26 protein-coding genes, 1 tRNA gene and 1 pseudogene are annotated in these 25653 nt (G+C 72.2%); 16 read left to right on the forward strand and 12 right to left on the reverse strand.

Annotated elements, in window-relative coordinates; genetic code table 11:
* The first annotated feature begins 43 nt into the window (after window positions 1–43).
* Window positions 44–511, forward strand: a complete 468-nt coding sequence (locus tag GA0074692_RS00855; protein ID WP_091638597.1) for a peroxiredoxin — start codon at window positions 44–46, stop codon at window positions 509–511.
* Window positions 512–591: 80 nt separating this feature from the next.
* A tRNA-Val gene (locus tag GA0074692_RS00860) sits at window positions 592–663 on the forward strand.
* Window positions 664–729: 66 nt separating this feature from the next.
* Here the strand turns inward: GA0074692_RS00860 and GA0074692_RS00865 are convergent.
* From GA0074692_RS00865 to GA0074692_RS00885, 5 genes and pseudogenes are all read right to left on the reverse strand, one after another.
* A pseudogene (locus GA0074692_RS00865) lies at window positions 730–945 on the reverse strand (tyrosine-type recombinase/integrase); the annotation flags it as partial.
* A gap of 86 nt (window positions 946–1031) precedes the next feature.
* Window positions 1032–1616, reverse strand: a complete 585-nt coding sequence (locus GA0074692_RS00870; protein ID WP_245730052.1) for a SigE family RNA polymerase sigma factor — start codon at window positions 1614–1616, stop codon at window positions 1032–1034.
* Window positions 1613–2224, reverse strand: a complete 612-nt coding sequence (locus GA0074692_RS00875) for a permease-like cell division protein FtsX (protein WP_141725103.1) — start codon at window positions 2222–2224, stop codon at window positions 1613–1615. Before GA0074692_RS00875 ends, GA0074692_RS00870 begins: the two co-directional genes overlap by 4 nt.
* A gap of 34 nt (window positions 2225–2258) precedes the next feature.
* Entirely contained in the window at window positions 2259–3395 is a 1137-nt protein-coding gene (locus GA0074692_RS00880) for an NAD-dependent epimerase/dehydratase family protein (RefSeq protein ID WP_245730054.1), read from the reverse strand.
* A gap of 178 nt (window positions 3396–3573) precedes the next feature.
* Window positions 3574–4230, reverse strand: coding sequence for a hypothetical protein (locus tag GA0074692_RS00885; protein ID WP_091638601.1), 657 nt, complete (start codon window positions 4228–4230; stop codon window positions 3574–3576).
* A 266-nt stretch (window positions 4231–4496) separates the two neighbouring features.
* On the opposite strand from GA0074692_RS00885, the gene GA0074692_RS00890 reads away from it, so the two are divergent.
* Window positions 4497–5111: a substrate-binding domain-containing protein gene (locus tag GA0074692_RS00890; RefSeq protein ID WP_176738248.1), complete on the forward strand. Its 615-nt coding sequence runs from the start codon at window positions 4497–4499 to the stop codon at window positions 5109–5111.
* Between the two features lie 22 nt (window positions 5112–5133).
* Here GA0074692_RS00890 and GA0074692_RS00895 read toward each other — a convergent pair whose 3' ends face one another.
* Complete coding sequence (locus GA0074692_RS00895) at window positions 5134–5739, reverse strand: cadmium resistance transporter (protein WP_091638603.1); 606 nt, start codon at window positions 5737–5739, stop codon at window positions 5134–5136.
* Between the two features lie 125 nt (window positions 5740–5864).
* Here GA0074692_RS00895 and GA0074692_RS00900 point away from each other — a divergent pair, with 125 nt between their 5' ends.
* Together GA0074692_RS00900 and GA0074692_RS00905 are read left to right on the forward strand one after the other, a co-directional pair.
* Complete coding sequence (locus GA0074692_RS00900) at window positions 5865–6083, forward strand: hypothetical protein (RefSeq protein ID WP_091638604.1); 219 nt, start codon at window positions 5865–5867, stop codon at window positions 6081–6083.
* Window positions 6084–6153: 70 nt separating this feature from the next.
* Window positions 6154–6588, forward strand: a complete 435-nt coding sequence (locus GA0074692_RS00905) for an ester cyclase (protein WP_176738249.1) — start codon at window positions 6154–6156, stop codon at window positions 6586–6588.
* 359 nt (window positions 6589–6947) lie between these two features.
* Here the strand turns inward: GA0074692_RS00905 and GA0074692_RS00910 are convergent, their stop codons facing one another.
* Both GA0074692_RS00910 and GA0074692_RS00915 read right to left on the reverse strand, forming a co-directional pair.
* On the reverse strand, window positions 6948–7871 hold the full coding sequence (locus GA0074692_RS00910; protein WP_091638606.1) for an FG-GAP repeat domain-containing protein: 924 nt from the start codon (window positions 7869–7871) through the stop codon (window positions 6948–6950).
* Window positions 7872–8276: 405 nt separating this feature from the next.
* Window positions 8277–8591 carry a hypothetical protein gene (locus GA0074692_RS00915; RefSeq protein ID WP_141725104.1) on the reverse strand — a complete coding sequence of 105 codons (315 nt, stop codon included), beginning with the start codon at window positions 8589–8591 and terminating at the stop codon, window positions 8277–8279.
* A 125-nt stretch (window positions 8592–8716) separates the two neighbouring features.
* Between GA0074692_RS00915 and GA0074692_RS00920 the strand changes: the two genes are divergently transcribed.
* The 3 genes from GA0074692_RS00920 (at window position 8717) to GA0074692_RS00930 (ending at window position 11306) form a co-directional block, all read left to right on the forward strand.
* The gene (locus GA0074692_RS00920; protein ID WP_091638608.1) at window positions 8717–9277 is read left to right on the forward strand and encodes a GNAT family N-acetyltransferase; all 561 of its coding nucleotides are present in this window, start codon (window positions 8717–8719) and stop codon (window positions 9275–9277) included.
* On the forward strand, window positions 9274–10071 hold the full coding sequence (locus GA0074692_RS00925; protein WP_091652273.1) for an alpha/beta fold hydrolase: 798 nt from the start codon (window positions 9274–9276) through the stop codon (window positions 10069–10071). The genes GA0074692_RS00920 and GA0074692_RS00925 overlap by 4 nt, the downstream gene beginning before the upstream one ends.
* 95 nt (window positions 10072–10166) lie before the next feature.
* Window positions 10167–11306: a polysaccharide pyruvyl transferase family protein gene (locus GA0074692_RS00930; RefSeq protein WP_091638609.1), complete on the forward strand. Its 1140-nt coding sequence runs from the start codon at window positions 10167–10169 to the stop codon at window positions 11304–11306.
* A gap of 27 nt (window positions 11307–11333) precedes the next feature.
* On the opposite strand, the gene GA0074692_RS00935 is transcribed toward GA0074692_RS00930, so the two are convergent.
* A complete protein-coding gene (locus GA0074692_RS00935) occupies window positions 11334–11537 on the reverse strand; it encodes a hypothetical protein (RefSeq protein WP_091638610.1) in 204 nt (67 codons plus the stop codon).
* Window positions 11538–11681: 144 nt separating this feature from the next.
* On the opposite strand from GA0074692_RS00935, the gene GA0074692_RS00940 reads away from it, so the two are divergent.
* Entirely contained in the window at window positions 11682–12215 is a 534-nt protein-coding gene (locus GA0074692_RS00940; protein WP_091638611.1) for a DinB family protein, read from the forward strand.
* Window positions 12216–12245: 30 nt separating this feature from the next.
* Here GA0074692_RS00940 and GA0074692_RS00945 read toward each other — a convergent pair whose 3' ends face one another.
* On the reverse strand, window positions 12246–13121 hold the full coding sequence (locus tag GA0074692_RS00945) for a carbohydrate kinase family protein (protein WP_091638612.1): 876 nt from the start codon (window positions 13119–13121) through the stop codon (window positions 12246–12248).
* A 64-nt stretch (window positions 13122–13185) separates the two neighbouring features.
* Here GA0074692_RS00945 and GA0074692_RS00950 point away from each other — a divergent pair, with 64 nt between their 5' ends.
* Both GA0074692_RS00950 and GA0074692_RS00955 read left to right on the forward strand, forming a co-directional pair.
* On the forward strand, window positions 13186–16344 hold the full coding sequence (locus GA0074692_RS00950) for a DEAD/DEAH box helicase (protein ID WP_091638613.1): 3159 nt from the start codon (window positions 13186–13188) through the stop codon (window positions 16342–16344).
* Window positions 16341–17312 (forward strand): SWIM zinc finger family protein, encoded by a 972-nt coding sequence (locus GA0074692_RS00955; protein WP_141725105.1) that lies wholly within the window; start codon window positions 16341–16343, stop codon window positions 17310–17312. Before GA0074692_RS00950 ends, GA0074692_RS00955 begins: the two co-directional genes overlap by 4 nt.
* A gap of 130 nt (window positions 17313–17442) precedes the next feature.
* Here the strand turns inward: GA0074692_RS00955 and GA0074692_RS00960 are convergent, their stop codons facing one another.
* On the reverse strand, window positions 17443–17700 hold the full coding sequence (locus GA0074692_RS00960) for a DUF3040 domain-containing protein (RefSeq protein WP_091638614.1): 258 nt from the start codon (window positions 17698–17700) through the stop codon (window positions 17443–17445).
* A 454-nt stretch (window positions 17701–18154) separates the two neighbouring features.
* Here GA0074692_RS00960 and GA0074692_RS00965 point away from each other — a divergent pair, with 454 nt between their 5' ends.
* The 5 genes from GA0074692_RS00965 (at window position 18155) to GA0074692_RS00985 (ending at window position 24527) form a co-directional block, all read left to right on the forward strand.
* The gene (locus GA0074692_RS00965) at window positions 18155–20275 is read left to right on the forward strand and encodes a DUF1800 domain-containing protein (RefSeq protein WP_091638615.1); all 2121 of its coding nucleotides are present in this window, start codon (window positions 18155–18157) and stop codon (window positions 20273–20275) included.
* Between the two features lie 8 nt (window positions 20276–20283).
* Complete coding sequence (locus tag GA0074692_RS00970; protein WP_091638616.1) at window positions 20284–21663, forward strand: DUF1501 domain-containing protein; 1380 nt, start codon at window positions 20284–20286, stop codon at window positions 21661–21663.
* Entirely contained in the window at window positions 21660–23072 is a 1413-nt protein-coding gene (locus GA0074692_RS00975) for a ferredoxin reductase family protein (protein WP_091638617.1), read from the forward strand. Before GA0074692_RS00970 ends, GA0074692_RS00975 begins: the two co-directional genes overlap by 4 nt.
* Window positions 23073–23083: 11 nt before the next feature.
* Window positions 23084–23674 carry an FMN-binding protein gene (locus GA0074692_RS00980; RefSeq protein WP_091638618.1) on the forward strand — a complete coding sequence of 197 codons (591 nt, stop codon included), beginning with the start codon at window positions 23084–23086 and terminating at the stop codon, window positions 23672–23674.
* 133 nt (window positions 23675–23807) lie between these two features.
* Window positions 23808–24527 carry an FAD:protein FMN transferase gene (locus GA0074692_RS00985; protein ID WP_091652276.1) on the forward strand — a complete coding sequence of 240 codons (720 nt, stop codon included), beginning with the start codon at window positions 23808–23810 and terminating at the stop codon, window positions 24525–24527.
* A 371-nt stretch (window positions 24528–24898) separates the two neighbouring features.
* On the opposite strand, the gene GA0074692_RS00990 is transcribed toward GA0074692_RS00985, so the two are convergent.
* Entirely contained in the window at window positions 24899–25567 is a 669-nt protein-coding gene (locus tag GA0074692_RS00990; RefSeq protein WP_091638619.1) for a bifunctional DNA primase/polymerase, read from the reverse strand.
* Window positions 25568–25653: the final 86 nt, after the last annotated feature.

Below are 25653 nucleotides of genomic sequence, written 5' to 3' on the forward strand. Positions count from 1 at the left end.
GTGTGGCAGGCTGGTCCCAGCCGTGACTAACCAAGGAGCTTGCATGCCGATCGAGGTTGGCGCCGAGGCGCCGGACTTCGTCCTGAAGGACCAGAACAACCAGGAGGTGCGTCTCTCGGACTTCCGCGGCAAGCGCACCGTGCTGCTGGTCTTCTACCCGCTCGCCTTCACCGGCATCTGTCAGGGGGAACTCTGCGAGGTGCGGGACAACCTGAACGAGTACGTCAACGACGACGTCCAGGTCCTCACGGTGAGCGTCGACTCGGTCTACGCGCACAAGATCTGGGCCGAGAAGGAGGGGTACCAGTTCCCGCTGCTGGCCGACTTCTGGCCGCACGGGGCGGTCGCCCAGTCGTTCGGGGTCTTCAACGAGGTCGCCGGCATCGCCAACCGGGGCACCTTCGTGATCGACAAGGCCGGCGTGGTCCGGTTCGCCGAGATGAACATGCCCGGCGAGGCCCGTGACCAGCAGGGTTGGCGCAAGGCGCTGGCGGAGGCCGTGGCCGCCTGAGGTCCCACCCGGCATACGGTTCGACCGGGTCGGTGGCCGGCAGGTAAGCTGCCAGCCACCGGCCTGCCGTACGGTCGTCCGGGCGCGTAGCTCAGTGGGAGAGCACTCGCCTTACAAGCGAGGGGTCGCAGGTTCGAAACCTGCCGCGCCCACACTCTGACCAGCGTCGGAAACGGGCCGCCGAATGACCGGCGGCCCGACCCGTCTCAGTTGTCGTCTCAATCGGCCTTCCAGAGCAGCCCGGCGACCTGCCCGGCGATGCCCTCGATGAGCTGAGGTGCCAGGTGCTGGCACCTCGTCGCCATCGCCATCTGTGACCAACCCATCGCTGCCATGACCGCCCGCATGGGCACGCCGAGCACCAGGAGCATGGTGGCCGCTGTGTGCCAGGCGTCGTGAAGCCGAGCGTCCCGCAGGTTCGTTTCCCTGAGTAGTGCCTTCCACGCGCCTCAACCAGAGGGGCCGGGATCCCGACGGCGTGGCGGCCGGCACGCGGGCTGCGACTTCGCCTTTTGGGATATCAGCTATTGGTGAAGTCCTCGCCGAGCAGCGCTCGAAGCCGGCTCAGCGCGCGTGCACTTCGCATCTTGACCACCGAGGCGGACACGTCGAGAATCTCGGCAACGGAGTCGACGCTCTGATCCTCCCAGTGCCGTAGCACCACGATGGCCTGATCGCGGAGAGGCAGTGTCGCCAGGGCGTTCATCAGCGTGACATGCAGGTCCGTGCTCGGCATCTGTCCGGATACTTCGGGCAGTTGGGCGAGCGCGATTTCAGAGTGGCTGCGCCGCTTCTTTTGGTCGAAGACGGCGTTTATGAGGACCCGTCTGCTGTACGCCTCAAGATTTGCGGTGCGCCAGATCCTGCCCCAGGAGGCGTACATTTTCGTGAGCGTGATCTGTGTCAGGTCCTGGGCGAGGTGCCAGTCCCGGCACATTAGGTACGCCGTGCGTCTCAGTCGGGGTGCAGCAGACGCGACAAACGCGGTAAATTCCTCGTCTCGGGCGGCCCGTTCACGGCGGTGCGCGATGCCCCATCGGGCCACCGGACCCGGCGGAGCATCCTCGGATAACACGACGGGCGCCGCGGTGCGGAGGTTAGTCACCTGCCCTCCCCGGACGGGGAGCCGTTCGGGCACGTGGTGCCCAAGATCTCATCGACGCCGCGCGCGCTCTTGTACCCCGCTACGAAGGTCGTGTACTCCGACGGCTCCGCGAGCTCGATGTGGAAGGACTCCGGAAACCGGTCGACCGTGACCGCCTTGATCAGCTCGGGAGAGTTCTTGTGAAACTCCCTGAACCTGGCGTAAGCCTGTTCACGGCTCTCGAACGTTGCGCGTCGCACGAGCGGATCGGACTGCAGCGCGGTGTGCAGGTCGAGGCGCTGCTCATCGGTGAGGTCAGCACGCAGGAAGATCCGAACGTCGGTCGCTTCACCTCGGGCGGGCAAGGTGCAGGCGGCGTTGACCGGCGGCATCAACGCCGCAGCTGCCACCACCGGTGGAGCCGTCTCATCCGGCCTTGCCGTCATGTTCAGCGCCACGATCGTGGCGACAACCGCGACCATGCCAGCTGCCCCACCTCCCGCGAGCAGCCTGCGCCGACGGCGCAGGCCCGCCCCCCCGACCATAGCTTCTTGAGTCAGGTTTCCCGTCGGGAGCGTGGGCTCGTTACTGAGGGCCTGCTCGAAGAGCACTCGCAAGTTCTGATCCACCTTATGGCTCCTAGTATCCCGATGGCTTCCCTTGTCAAGGACTGGTCGGGTCGCCTGGTGGGTCACATCGTGTTTGCAGCAGATCGACCAAAGCGGCTCGCCTTTTGTTGATCATGTGCTGGAGCGCAGCTATGACCGAGGTCCCGCCCGCTTTCCTGACGCCTTCCAAGCGGTCAGCACGCGGTCTTCCTTGTCCCGGCCTGAGCCCGATCTCGTCAGCCCGGTCGTGGGCGTTCACCTCGCCGCTCTCCAGCATCCACCGCCAGGTGTCGGCGACGGTCTCGCGGATGGGTCGACAGTGCAGGCCGGCACGATGCGCGCGGGATGAGTCGACCCGCCAGACTCCGTCGAAGGTGCGCCACAGCGGCAGCTCCGACCACTGGCGTACGCCCTGGTCGAGAAGCACGCCGTCCGGCACCCACTCGAACGCCGCTGCGGTGCGGGTGACGTCGGCGCATGCGGAGAGCAACTCCCCGAAGGTGGCTCCGCCCACCGGGGCGCAGACGTTGAAGGCACCTGAGGTGCCGTCGGAGACGGTCCGCAGGGTGAACGCGGCGAGGTCCCGGGCGTCGACCGGTTGAATGCCGCGCTCTGGTGAGCCAGGGCCGAGAACGCGGCCACCGGCGGCAACGCGGCGCAGCCACCAGGGCAGGCGGCCGACGTACTCGCGCGGACCGAGCACCACGCCGGGCCGCAGGATTGTGGTCCGGTCAGGTCCGAGCGCGGCGACCGCCGCCTCACAGCCCGACTTCTGGTAGCCGTACCTTGTCGGCCCGTCTTCGCTGTCCGTGCCGTACTCCGGGCCGGCGTCGGGCGGGCAGTAGAGCACGTCGGAGTCCTCGCTGAGCGGCTTCACCGGCCAGTCGTGATAGACGCTCACCGTCGACATGAAGACGTACCGGCCGGCGGTGGGAGCCAGCGTGCGCGCCACGTCGAGCGTGTTCCTCGGTACGTAGCCGGAGGTGTCCACCACGGCATCCCAGGGTCCGGCGGCAGCCAGAGCGACGACGTCGGTCAGGTTCGTTCGGTCGCCCCGGATCGCCAGTGTCCCGTTGACATCCGACCCGGAGACGCCCCGATTGAAGGTGGTCACCTCCCAGCCGGCCTCGGCAGCCGCAGTGGTGATCGCGTGACCCACGAACCACGTTCCCCCGAGTACCAACAACCGCATGAGCTCATCATCCGGCAGCCGTTCCTGGTGGGCCGAGCGGCGGCCCGCTTCCCAGGAGGGCGGGTCGATGGCACACGGGATGGCGAGGTCGGTACGTAGATTCCACCTGGTCAGGTCAGGTCGTCCGCCGTTCCGTGGCTACTGGTGGGGTGGAAGGTATCGACGGCGGTGGGCTCGATCATTGGCCGGTTGCCGCGCGACCGAATCGTTCCGCGACGTCCTGAATCAGTAGGTTCGACGGGGTGACGAAGTCGTCGAAGCGACCGTCGATCGATTGGTCGAGCAGCGGCTTGTGCCGTTCGGACGGTAGGCCCGCCAGACCGAGGAACCAGCCGAACACCTGTCGGCAGTGCCATTCCCAGTCGCCGTCGGCGCATGTCCGGTCGACCACTACGGTGAGCAGGTGCAAAGCCGCCCGTTCCCAGGCGGCCGGGTCGGTGGGGTCGGCGAGGAGTAACGGCAGGAACCGGTCGAAGCGTTCGGACAATTCCTCCAGCCACCCCCGCCACTCGACCAGCGCCTCGGTGACCACGCTGAGCGCTTGTTCCGGGTCACCCATACTGTCGGCAGGGCAGCACCAGGCATGGACAGGTCCGCCGCCGAAGTCGGCCTCGCCGACACCCCACCGCCAGCCCGACGCCCAGTGCCCGTAGTGGCCGACGATCGCGAAGCTCATCTCATCGGCCCACCGGGTGCCCTGCTGCTGCCCCCATCTGTGCACCTCCGGCCTGCCCGACCGGCCGGGTGGCCGGGTGGGTACGGCGGCGGCGGGCGGCAGTGACCGGATGACGGCCGGGGTGGTGTCCGGATCGAACGGCTCCAGGGTCGGGTTCACCTCCGCCCAGGTCAGGTACCAGGGCGCGATCCTCGGGTCATAGCTGCGGAAGGTACGCGTCGGCGTCTGGCACGTCGGACAAACAATCGCCTCCGATGGGTCGACGTCTGACTCGCCCACCGTATTAGACCGGGCCGCGTCGATTCGACTCCATTGATTACGGCCGGGGCTGGCGGAACAGGCCGCGACAGCAACGGCCGAATATCAGGCAGCGGTAGCTTGGCCGCGTTGCGCGACACCAGCTACTCCCGCATGCCGTGACCGGTGTGGATCACTCCGCTCCTACTGCCGCCCTGCTGCGGCGCGCTGGCGTGCCGATCGTCGAGGCGTGGGACTGGTGCGCCGACCCGATTGACATGGTCGTGGGCGCCAACCATGCCGACGTGGGCACCGCCGTGTGTGCCTACCTGATCGACCGGGGCCACCGGCGCCTGACCTGCCTGACGGGTGACGACGACCGGGCCAGGCGGCGAGTCGCGGGGTTTCTCGCCGAGGCGGCGCGGCACGGCCTTGAAACCCCCACCGTCGTGACCACCACGTCGCCCACCTCGATGGGCCAGGGCCGGCGGGAGCTCGCGGCGATGATCGATCGAGGACAGCTTCCTGACGCGGTCTTCTGTAGCTCGGACGCCCTCGCCAACGGATGTCTGACCGAGGCACTCGATCGTGGGCTCGCGGTGCCGACACAGTTGGCCGTCGTCGGGCTGGGCGACCTGGACTTCGCCGCGCACACGCTGCCGTCGATGACGACCGTCCGTATCGACGGCGACCTCATCGGTCGCCTGGCGGCCGCCATGCTCGACGACCAGTTGTCGGGTCGGCAGGTGCCGAACAGGGCGGTGGACATCGGCTTCGAGATCGTCGTCCGCGCGAGCGCATAGCGGCACGCCAACTGAGCGGGTGCTACACCAGCCGGGCGAGCACCCCGGACTCGAACACGATCACGGCACCGATCAGCATGAACACGCCCGGCACGAGCCAGTGCCCGTACCGCTCGACGACGTCGACCACCTTGCGGTGGGAGCCGAGCCAGGATCCCGCCAGGCACCAGACCGCGACCCCGACGGCGAACACGGCGACCGTGATCAGGCTGGTGGTGACGCCGATCGTGCGGAACATGGGCGTGTAGACCGAGATGTTGTCCGCGCCGTTGGCCACCGTGACCCCGATGGCGGAAGCCAGACCAGAAGCCACAGCCGGAGCGGGCAGTTCCTCGTCGCCCCGGCTGCGGATCGCACCGACCAGACCCCACACCCCGAGACCGAATGGGACCAGGCCCAGCAGCCCCACCCACCGGTCCGGGACGATCGTCAGACCGAGGGCAGCCACCGCAGAGACGGCGACCAGGGCGGCGACCCCGACGTACTGGCCGACCCAGATCTGCCACGGCCGAGGCTGGCCCGACGCCCGAGCCGACAGGAACAGCACGGTCAAGACGATGATGTCGTCGACGTTCGTGCCCGCGAACACGCCGGCCGCAGCGGCGAGGGTCCCGAAAAGATCTCCCACGGCCAGGCACTGTACGGGCGTATGTCGATGGGCGGCTGTCGACGGCAGGCGTCACTTGGCGGTTATCGGTCCACCGACTGGTTCACCTGACTAACCTGAACCGGAGGGCACAGGGAGGGTGGGCGGTGTCGGGCAGCGATCGGAAGGCGACACGGCGCCGCCGGCTGTTGTGGGCCGCCGTCCTGGCCGTGGGCGGGCTGGTGTTGCTCCTGCTCGGCCTGACCGTCGCCAGCGGGACCCTCGCCTGGATCGAGGTGCTGCTGGCGTTCGCCCTCCTCGTCGTGAGCTACGTGCTGCAGTGGATGGCCCGCCGGGAGACCTTCTCCGGTCGCGACAGGGGTTGAACCACCCCACCAGCAGGCGCTGCCCGGCCAGGATGTACCGAGAGCGTACGAGGTCGTCAGCGGGAGGTGCGTGATCGACAGGGAAGCCCTCAAGAGGCTGGACGACACCCGGTTCGCGGCGTGGGACACCCACCAGATCGATGACTTCGTCGGCCTGCTCGCCGACGACTTCGTGATCCGGGACACCACCATCAGCGCGCCGATCACCACCCGGGACGCCGCGCGTGACTACGTGCGGGCCTGGTTGACCGCGTTTCCGGACATGCGGATTCGCCGTACCAGCCGCATCGTGGACGACGCCGACGACACGGTCGCCGCCGAGGTGGAGTTCACTGGCACCAACACCGGTCCCCTGACGGTGGGGTCGAGGCAGGTGCCGCCGACCGGCAGGGCGATCGTCGCGCGGGGCGCGTACTTCGCGCGGGTGCGGGACGGGCGGTTCGTGGAACTCAGCCTCCACCCCGACCAGGCGGGCATCCTGGCGCAGCTCGGCCTGATGCCCTGACCCCCGCGAAGGACACGGTCGGGTGGCCCTTCGCCGAATGGGGTGAGGCGCCACCGGTGCCGTCGACCTGCGGCGGACCCGTTCCGGGGTCGCGCCGGTGTCGTCGGCCGTACTGGGCTCCCCGGCCGGCGCGGGCCGTGGGATGGCGAGGACCGGCGACGGCACGCGCTGGGGGTGGGGGCATGGCCGTGGCAGAACGGGCCGCCGGACGACCGGCGGCCCGCTCTGGTTCCTGCCGGCGGCCATCGCGAACGCCGCCGAAACGTGGGTTGCCAGTCGCTATGGCTGGCTGGTGGCTCGTGCTCGAAGGAGGTGACTCCTGGTGGAGCTACCTGAGCATCCGCGTGTCACGTCGACAACTACTGCGCCAGGTCGATGTTCCAGAAGCTGCTGCCGATCGCCGCCGGCGAGTTGTAACCACCGGTGCCGTTGCCGTGCCACCGGTAGAGGTCTCCGTTTCCGTCCGCGTAGTACTGAATGGCCACGAGGTCGCCCCGGCCGTCTCCGTTGAAGTCGCCGAGGCCGGACAGGCTGCGTGCGTAGGCGGCCCACCCGCAGCCGAGCTGCACGCCGCTGCTGATTCCGCCGCTACCGTTGCCGTTGAAGCGATACAGGCAGCCGTTGCTCGAGTTAATTCCGACGAGGTCGGCGTTCCCGTCGCCGTTCAGGTCGCCCGCGCCGGTCAGGTTCCCGCGGTAGTTGTCCCATCCGCTACAGCCGAGTTGAACGGCAGTCTCGAAGCCGCCGTTGCCGTTGCCGCTCCAGCGGTACAGGCACCCGTTGCTGTCACTGGTGCCGACGAGGTCCCCGTCCCCGTCGTTGTTCAGGTCGCCGGCACCGGCCAGGCTGAAGGAGAAGGGGCTCCAGCCGCAGCCGAGCTGCACGCCACTGCCGATTCCGCCACTACCGTCTCCGTACCACCTGTACAGGCATCCGTTGTCGTAGTTGATGCCGACCAGGTCCCCGTCGCCGTCGCTGTTGAGGTCACCCGGGGTGGAAAGGCTTTCCCGGTACGGCAGCCACCCCGCGCCCAGCGTCACGCCGCTCTGGATGTCGCCGCTGCCGTCGCCCTTCCAGATGTAGAGCGTGTCGTAGTTGACGCCGATCACGTCGCCGATGCCGTCGCTGTCGAAGTCGTTGCGCTTGTCGGCGATTGTGGTCGGTGCCGGGCTCTCCGCCAGGCTTGCCGCCTCCGTGTCGGCAATCGTGGCCTGTGCCGGGCTCCCCGCCAGGGTTACCGCCCCTGCCGCCGCGACCGCAAAGGCAGCGATCCATCTCCGCATTGACACACTCCTCCCGTGACACGGCGCTTCTCGCGCAGAGTGCGCGAAAGATCACCGTGAGTGGGCACGCTATCAAACCTTGTTGGGCGGCTAGCTCCGCTTTTCCTCTTCGGGCGGGTTGTTGCGGCGATGCGCCCGGGTTTGATGGCATCTTTTAACCATTTGAAGTGATCAATGTCTCAGTAGGGGGTATGAAGTGTCGATGGGCGATGCGTATCGGTTGCGGAAACATTTGTTGGCCTGCGGCGGCGGCCTGGCACCGTCAGCCGCGCCTGTCCCACGACCGGACACGGAACGGGCCGCCGGTAGAACCGGCAGCCCGCTGCCGGTTCTACCGGCAACCGTTGCGTGCTGCGCCAGCCCCTCGCCAAGCGTGGGATGCCAGCCGCTACGGCAGGTCAGTCGTCAGCAGCTCACGTGGCTCTCGAGGATCCACCCGTCCGTAGTGTCCGCCTCGGCGCCGTGGCCGAAGATCCAGATGCGGCCGTGGACGTCCCTGATGCTCGACAGGTGGTAGCGGAACCCGCGACCGGCGTGCAGTGTGCGCAGGTAGCCGACCCCGCCGTAGCTGTCGTACGAGGCGAACAGCCATCCGTTCGAGCTGATCGTGCAGAGCAGGCCGAACGTGCCCGTGGCGTGGGCGGGGGTCGCCGTGGCCAGCGTCCCGCCACCAACGGTGATTGCCAGCGCGGCGAACACGCTGAGAAGTTTCCGCCTCATGCATTTCCTTCCCGGCTTACGGTGCGGTGAACCCAGCGAGTCTCGCATCAGAGATCCGCGACCGTGTATGGGAAGGGTTTCCCAGGGTCCGCCCGGGCGCGTGATCGGCGCGTAGGCTCGACCGGGTGGTCGGCCCGTTCTCCACCGCGCGTCTCGTCCTGCGTACCTTCACCCTGGACGACCTCGACGACGTCTGGGCCTACCAGCGCCAGCCGGAGGTGGCCCGGTTCATGTCCTGGTCCGCCCGGGACCGCGAGCAGTCCCGCCGATCCCTGGCGCAGATGGTCCGCGAGGACGGGCTCCGCGCCGAGGGCGACTGCCTGGCCCTGGCGGTCGTCCGGCGGGACACCGACCGGGTGGTCGGCCACGTGGAACTGGTGTGGCGCAGCCGCGAGCATCGGCAGGGCGAGATCGGGTACGTCCTCGACCCACGGCACCAGGGCCACGGCTACGCCACCGAAGCCGCCGCCGCGATGCTCCGGTACGGATTCGAGGAGTTCGGTCTGCACCGGATCGTCGCCCGCTGTTCCACCCGGAACGCCGCGTCGGCCCGACTGGCGGAACGGTTGGGTATGCGGCGGGAGGCGCACTTCCGGGAATGCGCGTTCGTCAAGGGAGAATGGCGGGACGAGTACGTCTACGCGATGCTCCGCGCCGAGTGGACGCGAGCCAGGAGGGAGCCGTGAGCTACGCCGACGTCAACGGGGTGCACCTGTACCACGAGAGCCACGGGGCGGGCGCTCCGCTGGTGCTGCTGCACGGCGGTGTCGGCTCCGGGGAGATGTTCGCCCCGATCCTGCCGGCGCTCACCGCGCACCGCCGGGTGATCACCGTCGACCTCCAGGCCCACGGTCGTACGCCGGACGTGGACCGCCCGCTGCGCCACGAGACCCTGGCCGACGACGTCGCCGCCTTGGTCCGCCACCTTGGACTGACCGGGGTCGAGGTGCTCGGGTACTCCCTCGGCGGCGCGGTCGCGTTGCGGACCGCGATCCAGTACCCCGGGCTGGTCCGCCGGCTGGTCTGTGTCTCCACCCCGTGCCGCCGTGACGGGTGGTATCCCGAGGTGCTCGCCGGCATGGCCACCATGGGGGAGGAGACCGCCGCCGGGGCCCACTCCGCACCGGCGTACGCGCACTACGCCCGGGTCGCGCCGGAACCGCGGGACTGGCCGGTGCTCTGGACCAAGCTGGGTGACCTGCTGCGCCGGGACTACGACTGGTCCGCCGAGGTGGCCGCCCTGACCGTGCCGACCCTGCTGGTCTTCGCCGACGCCGACTCGGTGCGGGCCACGCACATGGTGGAGTTCTTCGGGCTGCTCGGCGGCGGTCACCGGGACGCCGGCTGGGACGGCACCGACCGGCCCGCTGCCCGGCTGGCCGTCCTGCCCGGCCTCACCCACTACGACATCGTCGACTCGCCCGCCCTGGCGGCGGCCGTCGTCCCCTTCCTCACCCACCCGGCACGCCCACCTGGCTGACCCCGTCCCACCCGCACCGGGCGAACCGACGCAGGGCGGTAGGCATGGCCGGGGCGGGGACGGGTAGCCCGGGGAACCGGCGAGGGAGGGCGGCCATGGGGGAGCTGACCATCGGGGTGCTGGGCTCGTACGGGGGGCGCAACCTCGGGGACGAGGCGATCCTGACCGCGCTCCTGGCCGACCTGCGCGACCAGCAGCCGCACGCCCGCCTGGTCGTCTTCTCCCGCAACCCCGCGCACACCCTGGCCCACCACCCGAACGTGGAGGCGGTGCCGTGGGAGGGGGTCAGCCGGGTCGACTCGGCGGCCGTCCTCGACCGGCTCGACCTGCTCATCCTCGGTGGTGGCGGCATTCTCTACGACCGGGAGGCCCGCCGCTACCTGCGGGTGGTCCGGGTCGCCCAGGAACGCGGGCTGCCGCTGCTCACGTACGCGGTCGGGGTCGGGCCGCTGACCGAGAGCGTGGACTGCGGCATGGTCCGGGAGACGCTGACCGGCGCGACCGAGGTGACCGTCCGGGACGAGGAGTCCCGGGTGGTCCTAGAAGAGGCGGGACTGCTCACCCCGATCACGGTCACCGCCGACCCGGCGTTCCTGCTCGAACCGGCGGACTTCCCGATCCACCTGTTGCGCGAGGAGGGCGTACGGGCCGGCAAGCGGCTGGTCGGGATGAGCGTACGGGAACCGGGCCGGGCCGCCGAGCGGCTGGACGTGGACGCCTACCACCGCCTGCTCGCCCAGGTCGGTGACTTCCTGGTGCACCGGATCGACGCCGACGTGGTCTTCGTGCCGATGGAACGCGACGACATCCGCCACTCGCACGGCGTGATGTCCCACATGACCGCCGCCGACCGGGGGCGGATTCTGCACGGTGACTACTCACCGTCGCAGGTGCTGGGGTTGATGCGCCACTTCGACCTCGCCGTCGGGATGCGCCTGCACTTCCTGATCTTCGCCGCGATGGCGAACATCCCGTTCCTGCCCCTGCCGTACGCCGGGAAGGTTTTCGACCTGGCCCAGCGGCTCGGGGTGCCGGCGCTCAAGGGGGTGGCCCGGGAGGTGGAGGGGCCGCTGCTGGCCGAGGTCGACCGCCTCTGGGACGAACGCGACACCCGCGCCGAGTCCGTCTCCCTGCGGGTCGCCGAGGTGTGCGAGCAGGCCCGGGGTACCTCTCGGGTGACCCGGGCGGTGCTGGAGGGCCTACGCTCCCGCACCCTTGCCCGGGTCACCGCGTGAGCGACCCACCGGCAGCGTGCGGGAGGTTCAGGTGGCGGGACCGCGCCAGCAGTAGCGCCAGGCCGGTTCGCCCTCAGCAGACTCAAGTTCGTAGATCTCCGCGCCGGCCAGGCTGCCCGCGGCGAGGTGGTGGTGGGTCAACGGCGGCCGGCCGTTCGGGTCCAGTTCGACGGTGATGGTCTCACCGTCGAAGGCGCCGCCCACCAGGGAAATCTCTGCCGTGGATGCCATGGCCCCATCCTGCACCGGCCACCGTCGACCCGCACGACCATTCCGCGACCGGGGCTCACCCCGGACGGCTGTCGGGGCGGGGCGGCGGGACGCGTCCGGGCAAAAGAGGCAGCAGATGTCGGTCTTCCCCGTTACCGTCTGCGCATGGCCGATACCTCGACCGACGTGTCCATCGACCCCACGCTCGCCCCGGTGGTCGCCCGCACCGGGGACGAGCGCGCCGTGCTGGAAGCCTTCCTCGACCTGCACCGGGGCGTGGTGCTCCGGAAGCTGACGGGCCTCACCGACGCCGACGCGGTCCGCCGGCTGGTGCCCTCCGACACCACCGTCGCCGGGGTGGTCAAGCACCTGACGCTGGTGGAGACGAACTGGTTCCCGTGGCTGCTCGCTCCGGAGCCCGGCGAGGAGCACGTGTTCTCCGTCGAGGCGAGCCGGCAGAGCTGGACCGTCGGTCCGGAGGACACCGTCGAGAAGCTGACCGCGGACTACGAGGCGGCCTGCGTCCGGTCCCGGGAGGTCGCCGCCCGGTTCCCCCTCGACCACGTGGTGCCCCAGCCGCAGCTCGGCGAGGTGAACCTGCGTTGGATCTACGTCCACCTGATCGAGGAGACCGCCCGGCACGTCGGCCACGCCGACATCCTGCGGGAGCTGACCGACGGGGCCACCGGAGCGCTCTGACCCGATCCCGGCGGGCGACCCGCGTCGTGGTCAGCGTGGCGGCGGGAGCAGCCCGGACGGGTACTCCATGCCGTCGTGGGTGCAGGCCGCCGCCGCCACCTCGGCCGCGTACCGGGCCGCCGGTTCCGGGTCGGCGCCACGCAGCCGGACGGCGACGAACCCGGCCGCGAAGGCGTCGCCCGCCCCGTTGCTGTCCACCACCGGCGCGGGCGGTGCCGTGGCCGGCACCCGCACCGGCGGTCGGTCCGGCCGGTACAGCACGGCGCCGTCCGCCCCGTGGGTGACCACCACGGTCCGGGGAGACAGCGTGGCGGCGAGGTCGGCCGCCGCCCCGCCGAGGCGTACCCCGCTGACGAAGACCAGGTCGGCGACCTCGGCGAAGGGCCGGTGGTAGGGGTTGTGGCCGTCCCAGTCGTGCAGGTCCGTCGAGAGCGTGACCCCCTCGGGGAGGGCGGCGCGCAGGGCCGGCAGCAGGTCGCGCGTCCAATCCATGATCGACAGGTGTACGTGGGACGCCCGTGCGACCAGTTCGGCCAGCTCGGCGGCGGTGAACGGCGGCGACCCCTGCCACGGGCGGGCGTCGTACAGCGACATGCGTCGGCCGGTCGGATCGACCAGGTTCACCGACCGTCGGGTACCCCGGGGATCGGTCCGCAGCACCGCCGTCACATCCGTGCGGGACAGTGCCGCCCGGATCACGTCGCCGGGCGGGTCATCGCCGACCACGTCGACCACCGTCACGGGCAGGCCGAGCGCGTGCGCGGCGAGGGCCACCCCGGACCCGGTGTTGCCGATCCGCAGGTCGACGGGGTCGACGGGGAGGGAGTCGGCCAGGGGCAGCGGCAGCGCGGGCACGCGTACCCGCACGTCCACTCCGAGGCCACCGATCACCAGAAGGTCGGACACGGTGCCCGACGCTACCCGGGGGCGGCTCACTATCCTGTGCCGGGGCGACGACGAGGGGGGACGTGTGCTGGTCATCCACGGGGTGTGGCTGGTCGGCGTCGGGCTCGCCCTCTGGGCCGAGGAGAGCACCGCACCCGCGCGCCCGCCCCGCCGTCCCGGCCGTCCGCCCCGGGAACGCCCGCATCCCTTCGCCGCCGACGACGCCGTACTGGCCGCCGTGCTCGGCCCGGCCGCCACGTCCGCCAGCCCGGGCACGGTGGTACTCGCCCTGCCCACCCGGGGCGGCGCGCCACTCGACTCACCGGAACTGGTCCGCACCGCCGCCGTGGAACCGGTCCGTGGGCCGGTCACCCTGGCCCGCTGGCGGGTGCCCATCCTGGCGTACGCGCCAGCCGACGCCCTCGCCCTGCTCCGCCGGGTCGACGGGCACGCCGGGGTGCGCGGGGCTGGTCTGCGGCACCTCGCCGAGCTCGCCACCTTCGCCACGGACCTGGTGACCCGGGGCCGGGTGCTGCCCGTGGTGGCCGACGACGCCCGACCGGGTACCGAGGCCACCGGACGGGCGGTCGCCGTCTGGCATCCGCTGCTCACCGGCGCGGACGCCGGGTGGGTCCGCGCGCTCACCCTGGCCCTGCCGCCGTCCGTGCGCGCCGCCGTGCCGGACGCCACCGCCCACCGCGCGCCGCCCCGCGCCGTCCGGACCGCCGCCGCCGGATCGACCCCGGCAGTCTTGGCCGCCGAGGGCGGGTCGGACAACGGGCGGTCGACGGCCGAGGCCGGACCGAGCCCGGCCGACCTGGTCGCCGACGCGCTCGACGCGCTCACCGACGCCGCCGCCCGGGCCGCCCTGGACGGTCTCCGGCTGCCCGGTACCGGGCGACGCGACCCGGCCGCGGCCTGGCTGACCGCGCTGACCGGCCGCCGACCCGGATTCACCGTCGTCCCGGCCGACCGGGACGCGCTCCGCGCCGAACTGGACGCCTGGCAGCGCGACGCGGTCGGCAACCCGGTGCGGGCCAGCTTCCGGCTGACCGAACCGCCCATCGACCCGGACGCCCCCGGTGACCCGGACACCTGGCGGGTCGAGTTCGGGTTGCAGGCCGCCGACGAGCCGGGCCTGCTGGTCGGTGCCGGCCCGATCTGGCGCGACCCGGCCAGCGCCACGGTGTTCGCCGACCGGCTCGACGCCCCGCAGGAGACGCTGCTGGCCGAACTCGGCCGGGCCAGCCGGCTCTGGCCGGAACTGGACGGCGCGCTGCGCACCGCGACACCGGAAACCCTGGACCTGGATGCCGAGGGCGCCCACCGGTTCCTCCGGGAGGGCGCCCCGGTACTGCACGCCGCTGGCTTCGGGGTGCTGCTGCCCGGCTGGTGGCGGCGTCCCGGCGCCCGGCTCGGCGCGCGGTTGCAGGCGCGCAGCCGGACCGCCCCGGGCACCGTGGCGGCCCAGAGCGGGGTTGGCCTGGACGCGCTGGTCGACTACCGCTGGGAGCTGGCCCTCGGCGACCAGCCGCTGACCGCCGAGGAACTGGCCGCGCTGGCGGAACGGAAGAGCCCGCTGGTCCGGCTGCGCGGGCAGTGGGTCGAGCTGGACCCGAAGCGGCTCGCCGCCGGGCTGCGGCTGCTCCGCTCCTCCGGCGAGCTGACCGTGGCCGACCTGCTCCGGCTGGGCCTCGCCGACGAGGCGGACGCGTCCCTGCCGGTGCTGGAGATCAGCGCCGACGGCGCGCTCGGTGACCTGCTCTCCGGGCAGGCCGAGCGGCGGCTCACCCCGCTGGACCCGCCGCCGACCTTCCACGGCACGCTGCGGCCCTACCAGCGGCGGGGGCTGGCGTGGCTGGCGTTCCTCCAGTCCCTCGGGCTGGGCGGGATCCTCGCCGACGACATGGGTCTCGGCAAGACGGTGCAGTTGCTCGCCCTGCTCGCCGCCGACCCGCCGGAGGCCGGGCCGACCCTGCTGGTCTGCCCGATGTCGTTGGTCGGCAACTGGCAGCGGGAGGCCGCCCGGTTCACCCCCGGGCTGCGGGTGCACGTCCACCACGGGACGGACCGGGCGCGCGGCGAGCGGTTCGCCGAGGCGGTGCACGAGACCGACCTGATGATCACCACGTACTCGGTGGCCGCCCGGGACGCGATGGCGTTGGCTGGCGTCGACTGGCACCGGGTGGTGGTCGACGAGGCGCAGGCGATCAAGAACGCGGCGACCCGGCAGGCCGAGGCGGTACGGACGCTGCCCGCCCGGCACCGGATCGCGGTCACCGGTACGCCGGTCGAGAACCGCCTCGCCGACCTCTGGTCGATCATGCAGTTCGCCAACCCCGGCCTGCTCGGCCCGGCTGCGACCTTCCGCAAGAAGTACGCCGAACCGATCGAGCGGCACGGCGACGAGGAGAGCGCCGGGCGGCTGCGCCGGGTCACCGGCCCGTTCGTGTTGCGGCGACTCAAGACCGACTCCTCGATCATCTCCGACCTGCCGGAGAAGCTCGAGATGGACGTGCTCTGCAACCTGACCGCCGAGCAGGCCGCGCTCTACCAGGCGGTGGTCGACGACATGCTGGCCAAGATCGAGTCCAGCGACGGGATCGAACGGCGTGGCCTGGTGCTGGCCACCATGACCAAGCTCAAGCAGGTCTGCAACCACCCGGCCCACCTGCTGCGCGACGGCTCGGCGCTGCCCGGCCGCTCCGGCAAGCTGGCCCGGCTGGAGGAGATCCTCGACGAGGTGCTCGCCGCGGGGGAGAAGGCGCTGCTGTTCAGCCAGTACGCCGAGTTCGGCGGCATGCTGCGCGGACACCTGGCGGCCCGGTTCGGTCGGGAGGTGCTCTTCCTGCACGGCGGGGTCGGCAAGGCCGACCGGGACGACATGGTCACCGGCTTCCAGGCCCTGGGCGGCCCGGCGCTGTTCGTACTCTCCCTCAAGGCCGGCGGCACCGGTCTCACCCTGACCGCCGCCAACCACGTCGTGCACGTGGACCGTTGGTGGAACCCGGCGGTGGAGGACCAGGCCACCGACCGGGCGTTCCGGATCGGGCAGCGCCGACGGGTCCAGGTCCGCAAGTTCGTCTGTGCCGGCACGGTGGAGGAGCGGGTCGCCGCGATGATCGCCGACAAACGCGGCCTGGCCGCGCGGGTGGTGGGCAGCGGCGAACAGTGGCTCACCGAACTGTCCACCGCCGACCTGCGCGACCTGTTCACCCTCGACCCGCAGGCGGTGGCCGGGTGAGCCCCGCCGCGCGTGGCCGGTTCGCCGACTACGGCCGGCCCCGCCGGGTCTCCGGTGGACTGCGCGCCCGCAGCGAGCGGGGCGCGATCGGAAAGTCCTGGTGGTCCCGGCGGTTCCTGGAGGTGCTGGAGTCGTTCGCGTTGGGCACGCGGCTGACCCGGGGACGCGCGTACGCCCGCGCCGGCCAGGTGCTCACCCTGGACGTCGCGGCCGGCGCGGTCACCGCCGAGGTGCAGGGCTCCCGGCCCCGGCCGTACCAGGTCCGTATCGAGCTGGACCGGTTCCCGGAGCCACTCTGGACGCGCCTGGAGGAGGCCCTGGCGGCGCAGGCGTTCTTCAGCGCCCGGCTGCTCGCCGGTGACCTACCCGCCGAGCTGGAGGAACTCTTCGCCGCCGCTGGCGCGCCCCTCTTCCCCACCGGGGTGGGCGACCTGGCCCAGCACTGTTCCTGCCCCGACGTCGCGGTGCCCTGCAAGCACCTGGCGGCCACCTTCTACCTGCTGGCCGAGGCGTTCGACGCCGACCCGTTCCGGCTGCTGCACTGGCGCGGCCGGGAGCGCGACGAACTGCTCGACCGGCTGCGTGCCCTGCGCGGCACGTCCGGACCCCAGCCGGCCGCCCCGGCCAGCACCCAGCCGGCCGCGCAGCGTTCGGCCCCGACCCGGGCGGCCGGTGCCGCGCGGGTGCTCGGCGACCTGCCCACCCCACCCCTGGCCGACCTGGTGGACCGGTTCTGGCTGCCGCCGGTGCCGCTGCCCGAGCGGCCGCCGACCCTGGCCACCGATCCGGAACTGCTGCTGCGCCAGCTCGGACCGCCCGGCAGCGCCCTCGGTGGCCCGGGCCTGACCGAGCGGCTGCGCCGGGCGTACCAGCGGTTCGGCGCGGCCGACCTCGGCTCCGTCGAGGTCGGGACCAGCCCCGACAGCGACCCGCCCGACACCGTTCCCGGCGTCGGCGACCGGGCGTGACGTCGATCCGTCTCCCGACGCCGGCCGCGCCCCGTGCCCCGACAGCGTCGGCCACTCGTTCCCCGATGGTGCCGGCGACCCGTGCCCCGGCGGTGTCGGTGGCCGGTCCGCCGACCGGGTCGGCGGAACGTCACAGCCATCGCCGTCGGTACCGCCACAGCAGGGCGGAGCTGGCCACGAGCACCACGGCGCAGACCGCGCCGACCACCCGTCCGGCGAGCACGGTCATCGCCGGCAGCGCGGCCCACAACATGATCGTCAACAGCACCAGGTAGCGGCCCCGGCGAGCTCGCGCCCGCTGGTCGAGCCGGGCGAAGAACGCCGGGTCACTCTCCCGGAGGTTCCGGGTGATCTCCTCGAACCTGCGCTGATCCTCTTTGCTGAGCATGGCGGTGCCTTCCCCTCACGCGGTTCAGCGGTCCGGCGGCATACCCGCTGCGACGGCGACTCACGCCCCTGCTGCTGCTTCTTTGCCCCGCGTGCGAGCACCGGACGTCGGCGGATCGACCACCTCAGCACCCTGTTAGTGGGACCTTAAGTTTCACTGTGCCGCCCAGCCGGTCCGATCTCGCCCCAAGGTGGGAAAACGTCGCGTTCGGGCCGTCCGCCACCGAGTCGGCCCTGCTCCGGACGCCCGGTGCCGGACCAGCGGATGTCCGGCCGGGCCCCGGACCCTTCTGAGCGGTGTCTTAAGTGGCCTTCCGTGCGGTGTTCGTGCACCTTGATGGCCCTGCACCCCTTGATTACCGTGCCGTGGCACCCCCCTCCGCAACCGCCGCCCGCACCGGCCCGCCGCCCCCGGCGCCGGTCCCGGCCGGCGACCAAGGAAACAGGATTGGTACATGGCCGACCAGAACGTGCCACCACGCCACCCACGGGACGACGGCCGCTGGGACGGACGACCCCACCCGACCCCGGACGGGTATCGCGACCCGGCCCGGCCGTACGCCCCGTCCCGTCACGCGCCGGCCGACCAGTACCACGACGACACGTACGCCGGACGACCGGACGATTCCCAGACGTCGTACGGACCCTGGCCGGGCCAGGCGCAGCCGGGACCAGCCACCCGGTCCGGCTCCGGCGAGCCGAGGCGACGGGGACCGCAGTGGATCGGCCCGGCCGGCCCCGGTCCCCAGGGATACGGCGGCGACCTGGGACTGCCCAACCTGGACGACGACGAGGGCGACGGTCGCCGCCGGAGCCGACGTCGCGCCCTCGCCGCGTTCGGCGGCACCGCGGCGGTGATCGCCGGTGGCGCGGCGCTCGCGATGACCCCGCAGGTACGGGGCTTGTTCGGCGACGCCGCAGCCGGCGACGCGACCGCCCCCCGGGCCACCGACGGCAACCCGAACCGTCCGAGTGGCCGGCAGCCGAGCACCGTGCGCACCTACACCGAGCAGAACGAGAGCTACATGGGCTCCCGGGCCGGTACCGCGCTGAAGCGGAACACCCCAGCCGGGGGCCGTACCTTCTCCGGTCCGGCCGCCGCCGCGGCGGCCACCACGGTGACCGTGAAGACGGTGCTGGCCAAGGACCCGGTCCGGCACCTCGCCACCCGGGCCACCTTCGGGGCGACGCCCAAGGTGCTCGCCGACATCGAGCGGATGGGCATCGACGCCTGGCTGCGCTGGCAGCTCGACCCGGAGAAGATCGCTCCCACCAGGGCGGAACTGAAGCTCAGTGAACTGCCCACCCTGCGGCTGACCCCCACGCAGCTCCGGGAACAGCGCGACCAGCTCAACGAGCGCGGGGCGCAACCGGAGAAGGAGATGGTGGACGCCACCATCGCCCGACAGATCTGGTCCGACCGGCAACTGTTCGAGGTGATGGTCGACTTCTGGAACGACTTCCTGCACGTCGCCGCCGACTTCGACGGCGGCGAGGTACACCGGCACTCCTTCGACGTCGACGTGGTCCGCAAGTACGCCCTGACCAGCTACCCGGAGATGCTGGTCGCCGCGAACCGGCACCCCGCGCTGCTGCTCTACCTCAACCAGAACGACTCCCGCGCCGACGCGGTCAACGAGAACCTCGCCCGGGAGAACCTGGAGCTGTACTCGGTCGGCGTCGACGGCGGCTACACCGAGTCCGACGTCCGGCAGGCCGCCATGCTCCAGACCGGACGCGGCGTCCGGGACGGGGAGTACGTCTTCCGCGAGGACCGGCACTACGTCGGCAAGGTCAGGATCCTCGGGTTCACCCACGCCAACAGCTCCCGGGACCCGAAGAAGGCGGACGCGACGATCGACGCGTACCTCCGGTACCTCGCGCTGCACCCCTCCACCGCCCGGTACGTCGCGCAGAGCCTGGCCACCCGGTTCGTCTCGGACACCCCGCCGAAGACCCTGGTGGACCGGCTCGCCAAGACGTACGCGGCGAACGAGGGCCTGATCAAGCCGGTGCTGATGACCCTGTTCAGCTCGTCGGAGTTCTGGGCGTCGGTCGGGCAGAAGGTCCGCCGCCCGATGGAGTACCTGATCGCCACGTACCGGGTGCTCGGCGTCTCGCCCGAGGCGTCCGCCGATTACCAGGCCGGCGACGACAGGCGCACCCCGTACGCCCGGGGGCTGCGCCGGATCCACGACCGACTGCGGGAGTTGGGCCACTACCCGATGGGGCAGCCCACCCCGGACGGCTACCCCGACGTCTACGTCGCCTGGACCTCCGCCGGCACCATGGTCAACGGCTGGAACGAGGTCGGCGACGTGCTGAGCGGCCACCGCCGGGAGTTCTCCTACGTGAAGCCCGAACGGCTGGTCGCCAAGCCGCCGACCACCGCCGGGGCGTACGTGGACGCGCTGGCCCGGCGCCTCGTCCACCAGAAGCTGACGGCCCGGGAGAAGTCCCTGATCCTCGGCGTCGCCGGGGTGTCGGCCGGCACGAGGGTCGACGCCACGTTCAACGGGGCCATCACCGCCGTCGCGCGGGCGATCCTCGCGTCCCCCCAGCACCACCTCCGGTGAGGCACCCGATGGAGAAGACCGTGTACTCGTACCCCCTGCACCCCGAATGCCCCGACCTGCGACGGCTGGCGGACGACCCCACCGAGGCGCTGCTGCGGGCGGAGGCCGACGTGGTGGCCGCCGAGAACGCCGCCGAACGGGACCGCTACCTGCGCCTGGAAGCGGAGGAGGAGGCCCAGCAGGACGGCCGTGGGGTGACCCGCCGGACCTTCGTCGCCGGGGCCGCCGCCACCGCCACCGCGCTCGCCACCGCCCAGTTCGTCACCACCTCGGCGTCGTTCGCCGCGACGAAGACCGGCACCCTGATCCACGTCTTCCTCTACGGCGGACTGGACGGGCTGAGCCTGGTCGCCCCGGCCGACGACCCGGTGCTCCGCAAGGCCCGCCCCGATCTGCTGCTCGGCGCGGACTCCCTGGCCCTGGCCCGGGGCTTCACGCTGACCAGCGCGTTCACACCGTTGGAGAAGTGGCTGAAGGCCGGGCAGCTCGGCTTCGTCCCGGGCGTCTCCGACGAGCGCCTGTCCCGCAGTCACTTCCAGGCCGCCGACACCTGCAACCTGGGCGGCCTGCCCGGTGAGACCGGCGGGCGGGGCTGGCTGGACAGCCTCGTCGACCACCTCGGCAAGGGCACCGCGTTCCGCAGCGTCGGCATCGGCAGCACCCTGCCCCGGTCACTGGTCGGCACCAACGGCGCGCTCTCCCTGAACAGCGTCGGCTCGCTACGGCTCAACGGCGACCAGAAGTACCGGGCCGCCACCGAGAAGGCCATCCGGGGACTCTTCACCGGCATCAACCACCCGGTCGAGGAGGCCGTCCAGGACGGCCTCGGCGCCCTCGCCACCGCCCAGCAGCTCGCCGCGCAGCCGTACCAGGCGGCCGAGGGGGTCGAGTACCGGGGCGTCGGCAACTCGTTCAAGCAGCTCGCCCAGCTCATCAAGGGCGGCGCGAACGTCCGGGTGGCCACCATCGGCATGGGCGGTTACGACACCCACGAAAACCAGGGCACCCGCGAGGGCGGGCAGCTCTGGCGGCGACTCAACGAGCTGGCCGGGGCGATGGCCGCCTTCTTCACCGACCTCGGCGACCAGGCCGCCGACGTGACGATCATGGTCTCCAGCGAGTTCGGCCGCCGGGTCGCCTCGAACAGCGGCGGCACCGACCACGGGCACGGCGGGGTGGTCACCGTCCTGTCCGGACGCCGGCTGGCCGGCTCGCTGCTCGGCGCCTGGCCGGGCCTGGACGACCTCGACAGCGGTGACGTGCCGGAGTACAACAACATGTTCGACGTCTACGGCTCCGTCGCGCAGGGACGCTTCGGGCTGACCAACGCCGAGGTCGACAAGATCTTCCCCCGCATGAAATACACCCCGATCAAGCTGTACGCGTGACCTACCCCCGTACCCACGCCGCCGGCCGCCGCGGCGGGACCCCGTCCCGGTCCGGCGGCCGGTCGACGGCAGCCGTACGGGTGCCGCCCCGGCGCGGACCCGCCGGCCGCCGCGCCGTGCTCGCGGTGCTCTGGGCCGGGCTGCTGCTGGCGGTGCTGCCCTGGTGGTGGCAGACCCCGGACGACTCGCTGCGCACCACCACCGCCACGCTGACCGCCGCCGGCCGGATCGCCGGCCTGGTCGCCGGCTACCTGCTGCTGGTGCAGGTGCTGCTGATGAGCCGTCTGCCCGTGCTGGAACGTCGGCTCGGCGGCGAGCAGATCGCCCGCTGGCACCGGGACATCGGGGTGACCCTGCTGGTCGCGGTGCTGGCCCACGTGTCGCTGGTCCTCACCGGCTACGCCCGGTTGCAGAGGCAGTCGGTGCTCGTCGAGGCCGGGGTGCTGCTGCGCGACTACGAGGACATGCTCGGCGCGTTCGTCGCCGCCGGCATCCTGACCCTGCTCGGGTTCACCGGAATCCGGGCGATCCGCACCGCCCTGCCCTACGAACTCTGGCACCACCTGCACCTGAGCGGCTACCTGGTGCTGCTGCTCGGGTTCGGTCACCAGTTCGCCCACGGCCAGCAGCTCTTCCGTCCCGGGCCGGTACGCACCGGCTGGATCGTGGCGTACCTGCTGGTGGCCGCCGCGCTGCTCGGGGGCCGGGTGGTGGTGCCGCTGCGCCTCAACCTCCGGCACGGCCTGCGGGTGGCCGACGTGGTCGCGGAGAACCCGGACACCATCTCCGTCTACCTGACCGGCCGCCGGCTGAACCTGCTCGACCTGCGCGGCGGGCAGTACCTCCGGTGGCGGTTCCTCACCGCCGGCCGCTGGTGGCAGGCGCACCCGTTCTCCCCGTCCGCGGCCGGCAACGGCCGATGGGTGCGACTGACCGTCAAGGTCGTCGGTCGGCACACCGCCGGCCTGCGTGACCTGACGCCGGGCACCCGGGTCTGGGCGGAGGGGCCCGCCGGGGTCTTCACCGCCGCGCACCGCACCCGTGGCCGGTCGCTGCTGATCGCCGGCGGCAGCGGCATCACCCCGATCCGGGCGCTGCTGGAGGAACTGCCGCCGGGCGCCGCGCTGATCTACCGGGCCCGGACCCCGGCCGACGTGCTGCTGCATCAGGAACTGGACTGGTTCGCCGAAACCTACGACACCGACGTCTGGTACGTCATCGGCTCCCGCGACGACCCCGGCCCCCGACGGATGCTCAGCCCGCAGGGGCTGCGCCAGCTCGTACCGGACCTCGCCGACCGGGACGTCTGGCTCTGCGGGCCACCCGGCCTGGTCACCTCGACGGTGCGGGCGCTGCGCCAGGCCGGGGTGCCCCGCCGGCAGATCCACCTCGCCACGTTCGAGCTGTAGGAGGCTTCCGCATGCGCCGTGCGTTCCTCGCGGTCACCGGCCTGGCCGCCGGCACGACCCTGCTGGTGGTGCTCAAGGCAGCGCCGGAGACCACCCGAGTCGCCGAGGTCGCCACCCCCGAGCGTCCGCCGGTGGTCCCCGCGCCCGCCGGTCCCACGCCCACCGGTTCCGCGCCGGCCGCGCCCGAACGGACCAGCGCGCCCCCCACCACCACCGAACCGTCCACTCCCGCGACCACCCGGGCGCCCCGGAACGCGGGCGGCCGGACCACCAGCGCGACACCCACCCCCCGCCGGACCACCGCGCCGCCGTCGACGAGGCGTACGGTCACCGGTCCGGTGGTGGGCAACGAGTACGGAAACGTGCAGGTGCGGATCGTCCTCGTCGGGGACCGGATCGTCGACGTGGTCGCCCTGGAACTGCCGGAGGAGACCGCCGAGTCCGACCGGCGCAGCTCCTCGGTGGACAACCGGTACAGCGGCACCGACGGGGAGGTGGTGCGACGGCAGGACGCCGACCTGGACACCGTCTCCGGGGCCACCGCGACCAGCGACGCGTACCAGCAGTCGTTGCAGGCCGCCATCGACGCGGCGCGGCGCTGAGATGGCCGGCCTCGCGTACCGCCGGTCGCGCCGGTCCGGCCGCGCCGTCGCCTCGCCGCCCACCAGCCCGGTCACCCGCCCCGTTTCGGCCGTGGCGTCGCCGCGTCCCGGCCTGCGTCGGGTCGAGCAGGTCATGGGTACGGCGATCAGCCTGGACCTCGCCGACGACCTGCCCCGGGCCACCCTCGACGAGCTGGCCGACGAGGTGTTCGCCTGGCTGCGGGAGGTCGACGCCCGGTTCAGCACGTACCGGCCCGACAGCGAGGTGTGCCGCTTCGACCGGGGCGAGGTGCTGCTCTCCGAGGCGTCCCCCGACCTGCGGCTGGTGCTGGAGCGGTGCGCGGACCTCTGGGGCGCGACGGACGGCTGGTTCGACGCGTACGCCACCGGGGGACTGGACCCGTCCGGCTACGTCAAGGGCTGGGCGGCGCAGGTCGCCTCGGACCGGCTGCTCGCCGCCGGGGCCGCGAACCACTGTCTCAACGCCGGCGGGGACGTCCGGGTGCGTGGGCTGTCCCCGGCCGGTCGCCCGTGGCGGATCGGCCTCCAGCACCCGTGGGACCGTACTGCCACTTTCCTGGTGCTCACCGGCACCGACCTGGCGGTTGCCACCTCCGGCGCCTACGAGCGGGGGCAGCACGTGCTCGACCCACGACGCGGTGGGCCGGCCAGGGGCCTACGTTCGGTGACCGTGGTCGGCCCGGATCTCGGCGTGGCCGACGCGTACGCCACGGCGGCCGTCGCGATGGGGACGGCCGGGACGGGCTGGCTCGGTCGGCTGGCCGGGCACGAACACGTGGTGGTCACCGACGCCGGCCGCTGCCTGCGCTCACCGGGCCTGCCGGCCGGCTGACCGTCCTGCCCTGCCGCCCGGCGCGGGCGGATGCTCCGCGGCGCGGGCGGTGGCTGCCGGAGGCGCGGGCGGGTGGCTCAGCGGGCCGGCGGACGACTCAGCGGGGCGGGCGGTGGCTGCCGGCGGGGCGGGCACCGAGCGGACGCGGGCGGCCCGGCCGCGAACCGACCGGTCGGGTGGCGATCCGCCGGTACGGGCGGCGCCGGTGTGGCGGTGGGTCGGCCCCCTCGGCGTGGCGGGCCGGGTCGTCGATGGACATCGTTCCCCCCGATCGGGGCGCGGGGCGCGCCCCCACCCGACACAACGACGCGCCGTCCCGGCGGGACGTGGCGGCGGTGAGCGGGCATCTCCACCGGGACGCCCGGCGGGGGTCAGAAGCCGCGTCGGGGGAGCGGGAGCTGACCGGGGAGCAGGTCGGCGGTCAGGGCGACGCCGCTGGCCCGCAGCGTGTCCACCATCGCCCGCTGCACCAGGTACGAGTCGGGCAGCCGCCAGCGGGCCTGTTCCGGGGCGAAGGCCCAGCGCACTGGCCCCTCCGGCAGCCGGGTCGGTGGGGCGGGGATCCACGACCCGACCCCGTGCCGGACGACGTGGAAGCAGTGGTCCAGTTCGGGCCGGAGCGGGTCGCCGGGGCGGACCAGGAACATCCAGCGTCCGGTGGGGGTGACCGCGACCGGACCCCGGGCCCGGTCGGCGGGGTGGGTGGAGATCCCGTCGAGCACGTGCTGCCCCAGGTACGAGGGCACCTCCAGCACGTCGAAGGCGCGTCCGGTGGGGAGCAGCACCCCGTGTGGACGGCTGCGCCACCAGGTCGCCACCCGGGCCGGGTCGGCGCTGGCGGCGAGGTCCCAGTTCTCCAGGGCGGGATGACAACCCACGGTCGGGCAGCCGGCCCGGCCACAGACGAAGCGGCTGCGGGCGAGACACGCGCCGGGGGTGACCTCCCAGCCGTGCAGCGCGTACCGGACCGCGATCCGGCGCAGCCGCACCCGTTCCAGCGGTGACAGGTGGACGACGCGAGGTCCGACGGTGCCCCACATGATCTCTGCTCCTCTCAAGTCACGTTCCGGTCACGTCGGGCGTCGAACGCCGTCACTGGCGTCACCGGTGCTCGTTGCGACAGGCG

The sequence above is a fragment of the Micromonospora pallida genome, from assembly GCF_900090325.1.
Classification (GTDB): Bacteria; Actinomycetota; Actinomycetes; order Mycobacteriales; family Micromonosporaceae; genus Micromonospora; species Micromonospora pallida.

Bases quoted from the DNA above. Each gene is read 5' to 3' on its own strand.
- GA0074692_RS00965 (WP_091638615.1), top strand. From the start codon at position 18,155: ATGGCCGACCAGAACGTGCCACCACGCCACCCACGGGACGACGGCCGC.
- GA0074692_RS00930 (WP_091638609.1), top strand. From the start codon at position 10,167: ATGGGGGAGCTGACCATCGGGGTGCTGGGCTCGTACGGGGGGCGCAAC.
- GA0074692_RS00935 (WP_091638610.1), bottom strand. From the start codon at position 11,537: ATGGCATCCACGGCAGAGATTTCCCTGGTGGGCGGCGCCTTCGACGGT.
- GA0074692_RS00970 (WP_091638616.1), top strand. From the start codon at position 20,284: ATGGAGAAGACCGTGTACTCGTACCCCCTGCACCCCGAATGCCCCGAC.
- GA0074692_RS00990 (WP_091638619.1), bottom strand. From the start codon at position 25,567: ATGTGGGGCACCGTCGGACCTCGCGTCGTCCACCTGTCACCGCTGGAA.
- GA0074692_RS00985 (WP_091652276.1), top strand. From the start codon at position 23,808: ATGGGTACGGCGATCAGCCTGGACCTCGCCGACGACCTGCCCCGGGCC.
- GA0074692_RS00940 (WP_091638611.1), top strand. From the start codon at position 11,682: ATGGCCGATACCTCGACCGACGTGTCCATCGACCCCACGCTCGCCCCG.
- GA0074692_RS00915 (WP_141725104.1), bottom strand. From the start codon at position 8,591: ATGAGGCGGAAACTTCTCAGCGTGTTCGCCGCGCTGGCAATCACCGTT.
- GA0074692_RS00910 (WP_091638606.1), bottom strand. From the start codon at position 7,871: ATGCGGAGATGGATCGCTGCCTTTGCGGTCGCGGCGGCAGGGGCGGTA.
- GA0074692_RS00960 (WP_091638614.1), bottom strand. From the start codon at position 17,700: ATGCTCAGCAAAGAGGATCAGCGCAGGTTCGAGGAGATCACCCGGAAC.
- GA0074692_RS00880 (WP_245730054.1), bottom strand. From the start codon at position 3,395: ATGCGGTTGTTGGTACTCGGGGGAACGTGGTTCGTGGGTCACGCGATC.
- GA0074692_RS00980 (WP_091638618.1), top strand. From the start codon at position 23,084: ATGCGCCGTGCGTTCCTCGCGGTCACCGGCCTGGCCGCCGGCACGACC.
- GA0074692_RS00855 (WP_091638597.1), top strand. From the start codon at position 44: ATGCCGATCGAGGTTGGCGCCGAGGCGCCGGACTTCGTCCTGAAGGAC.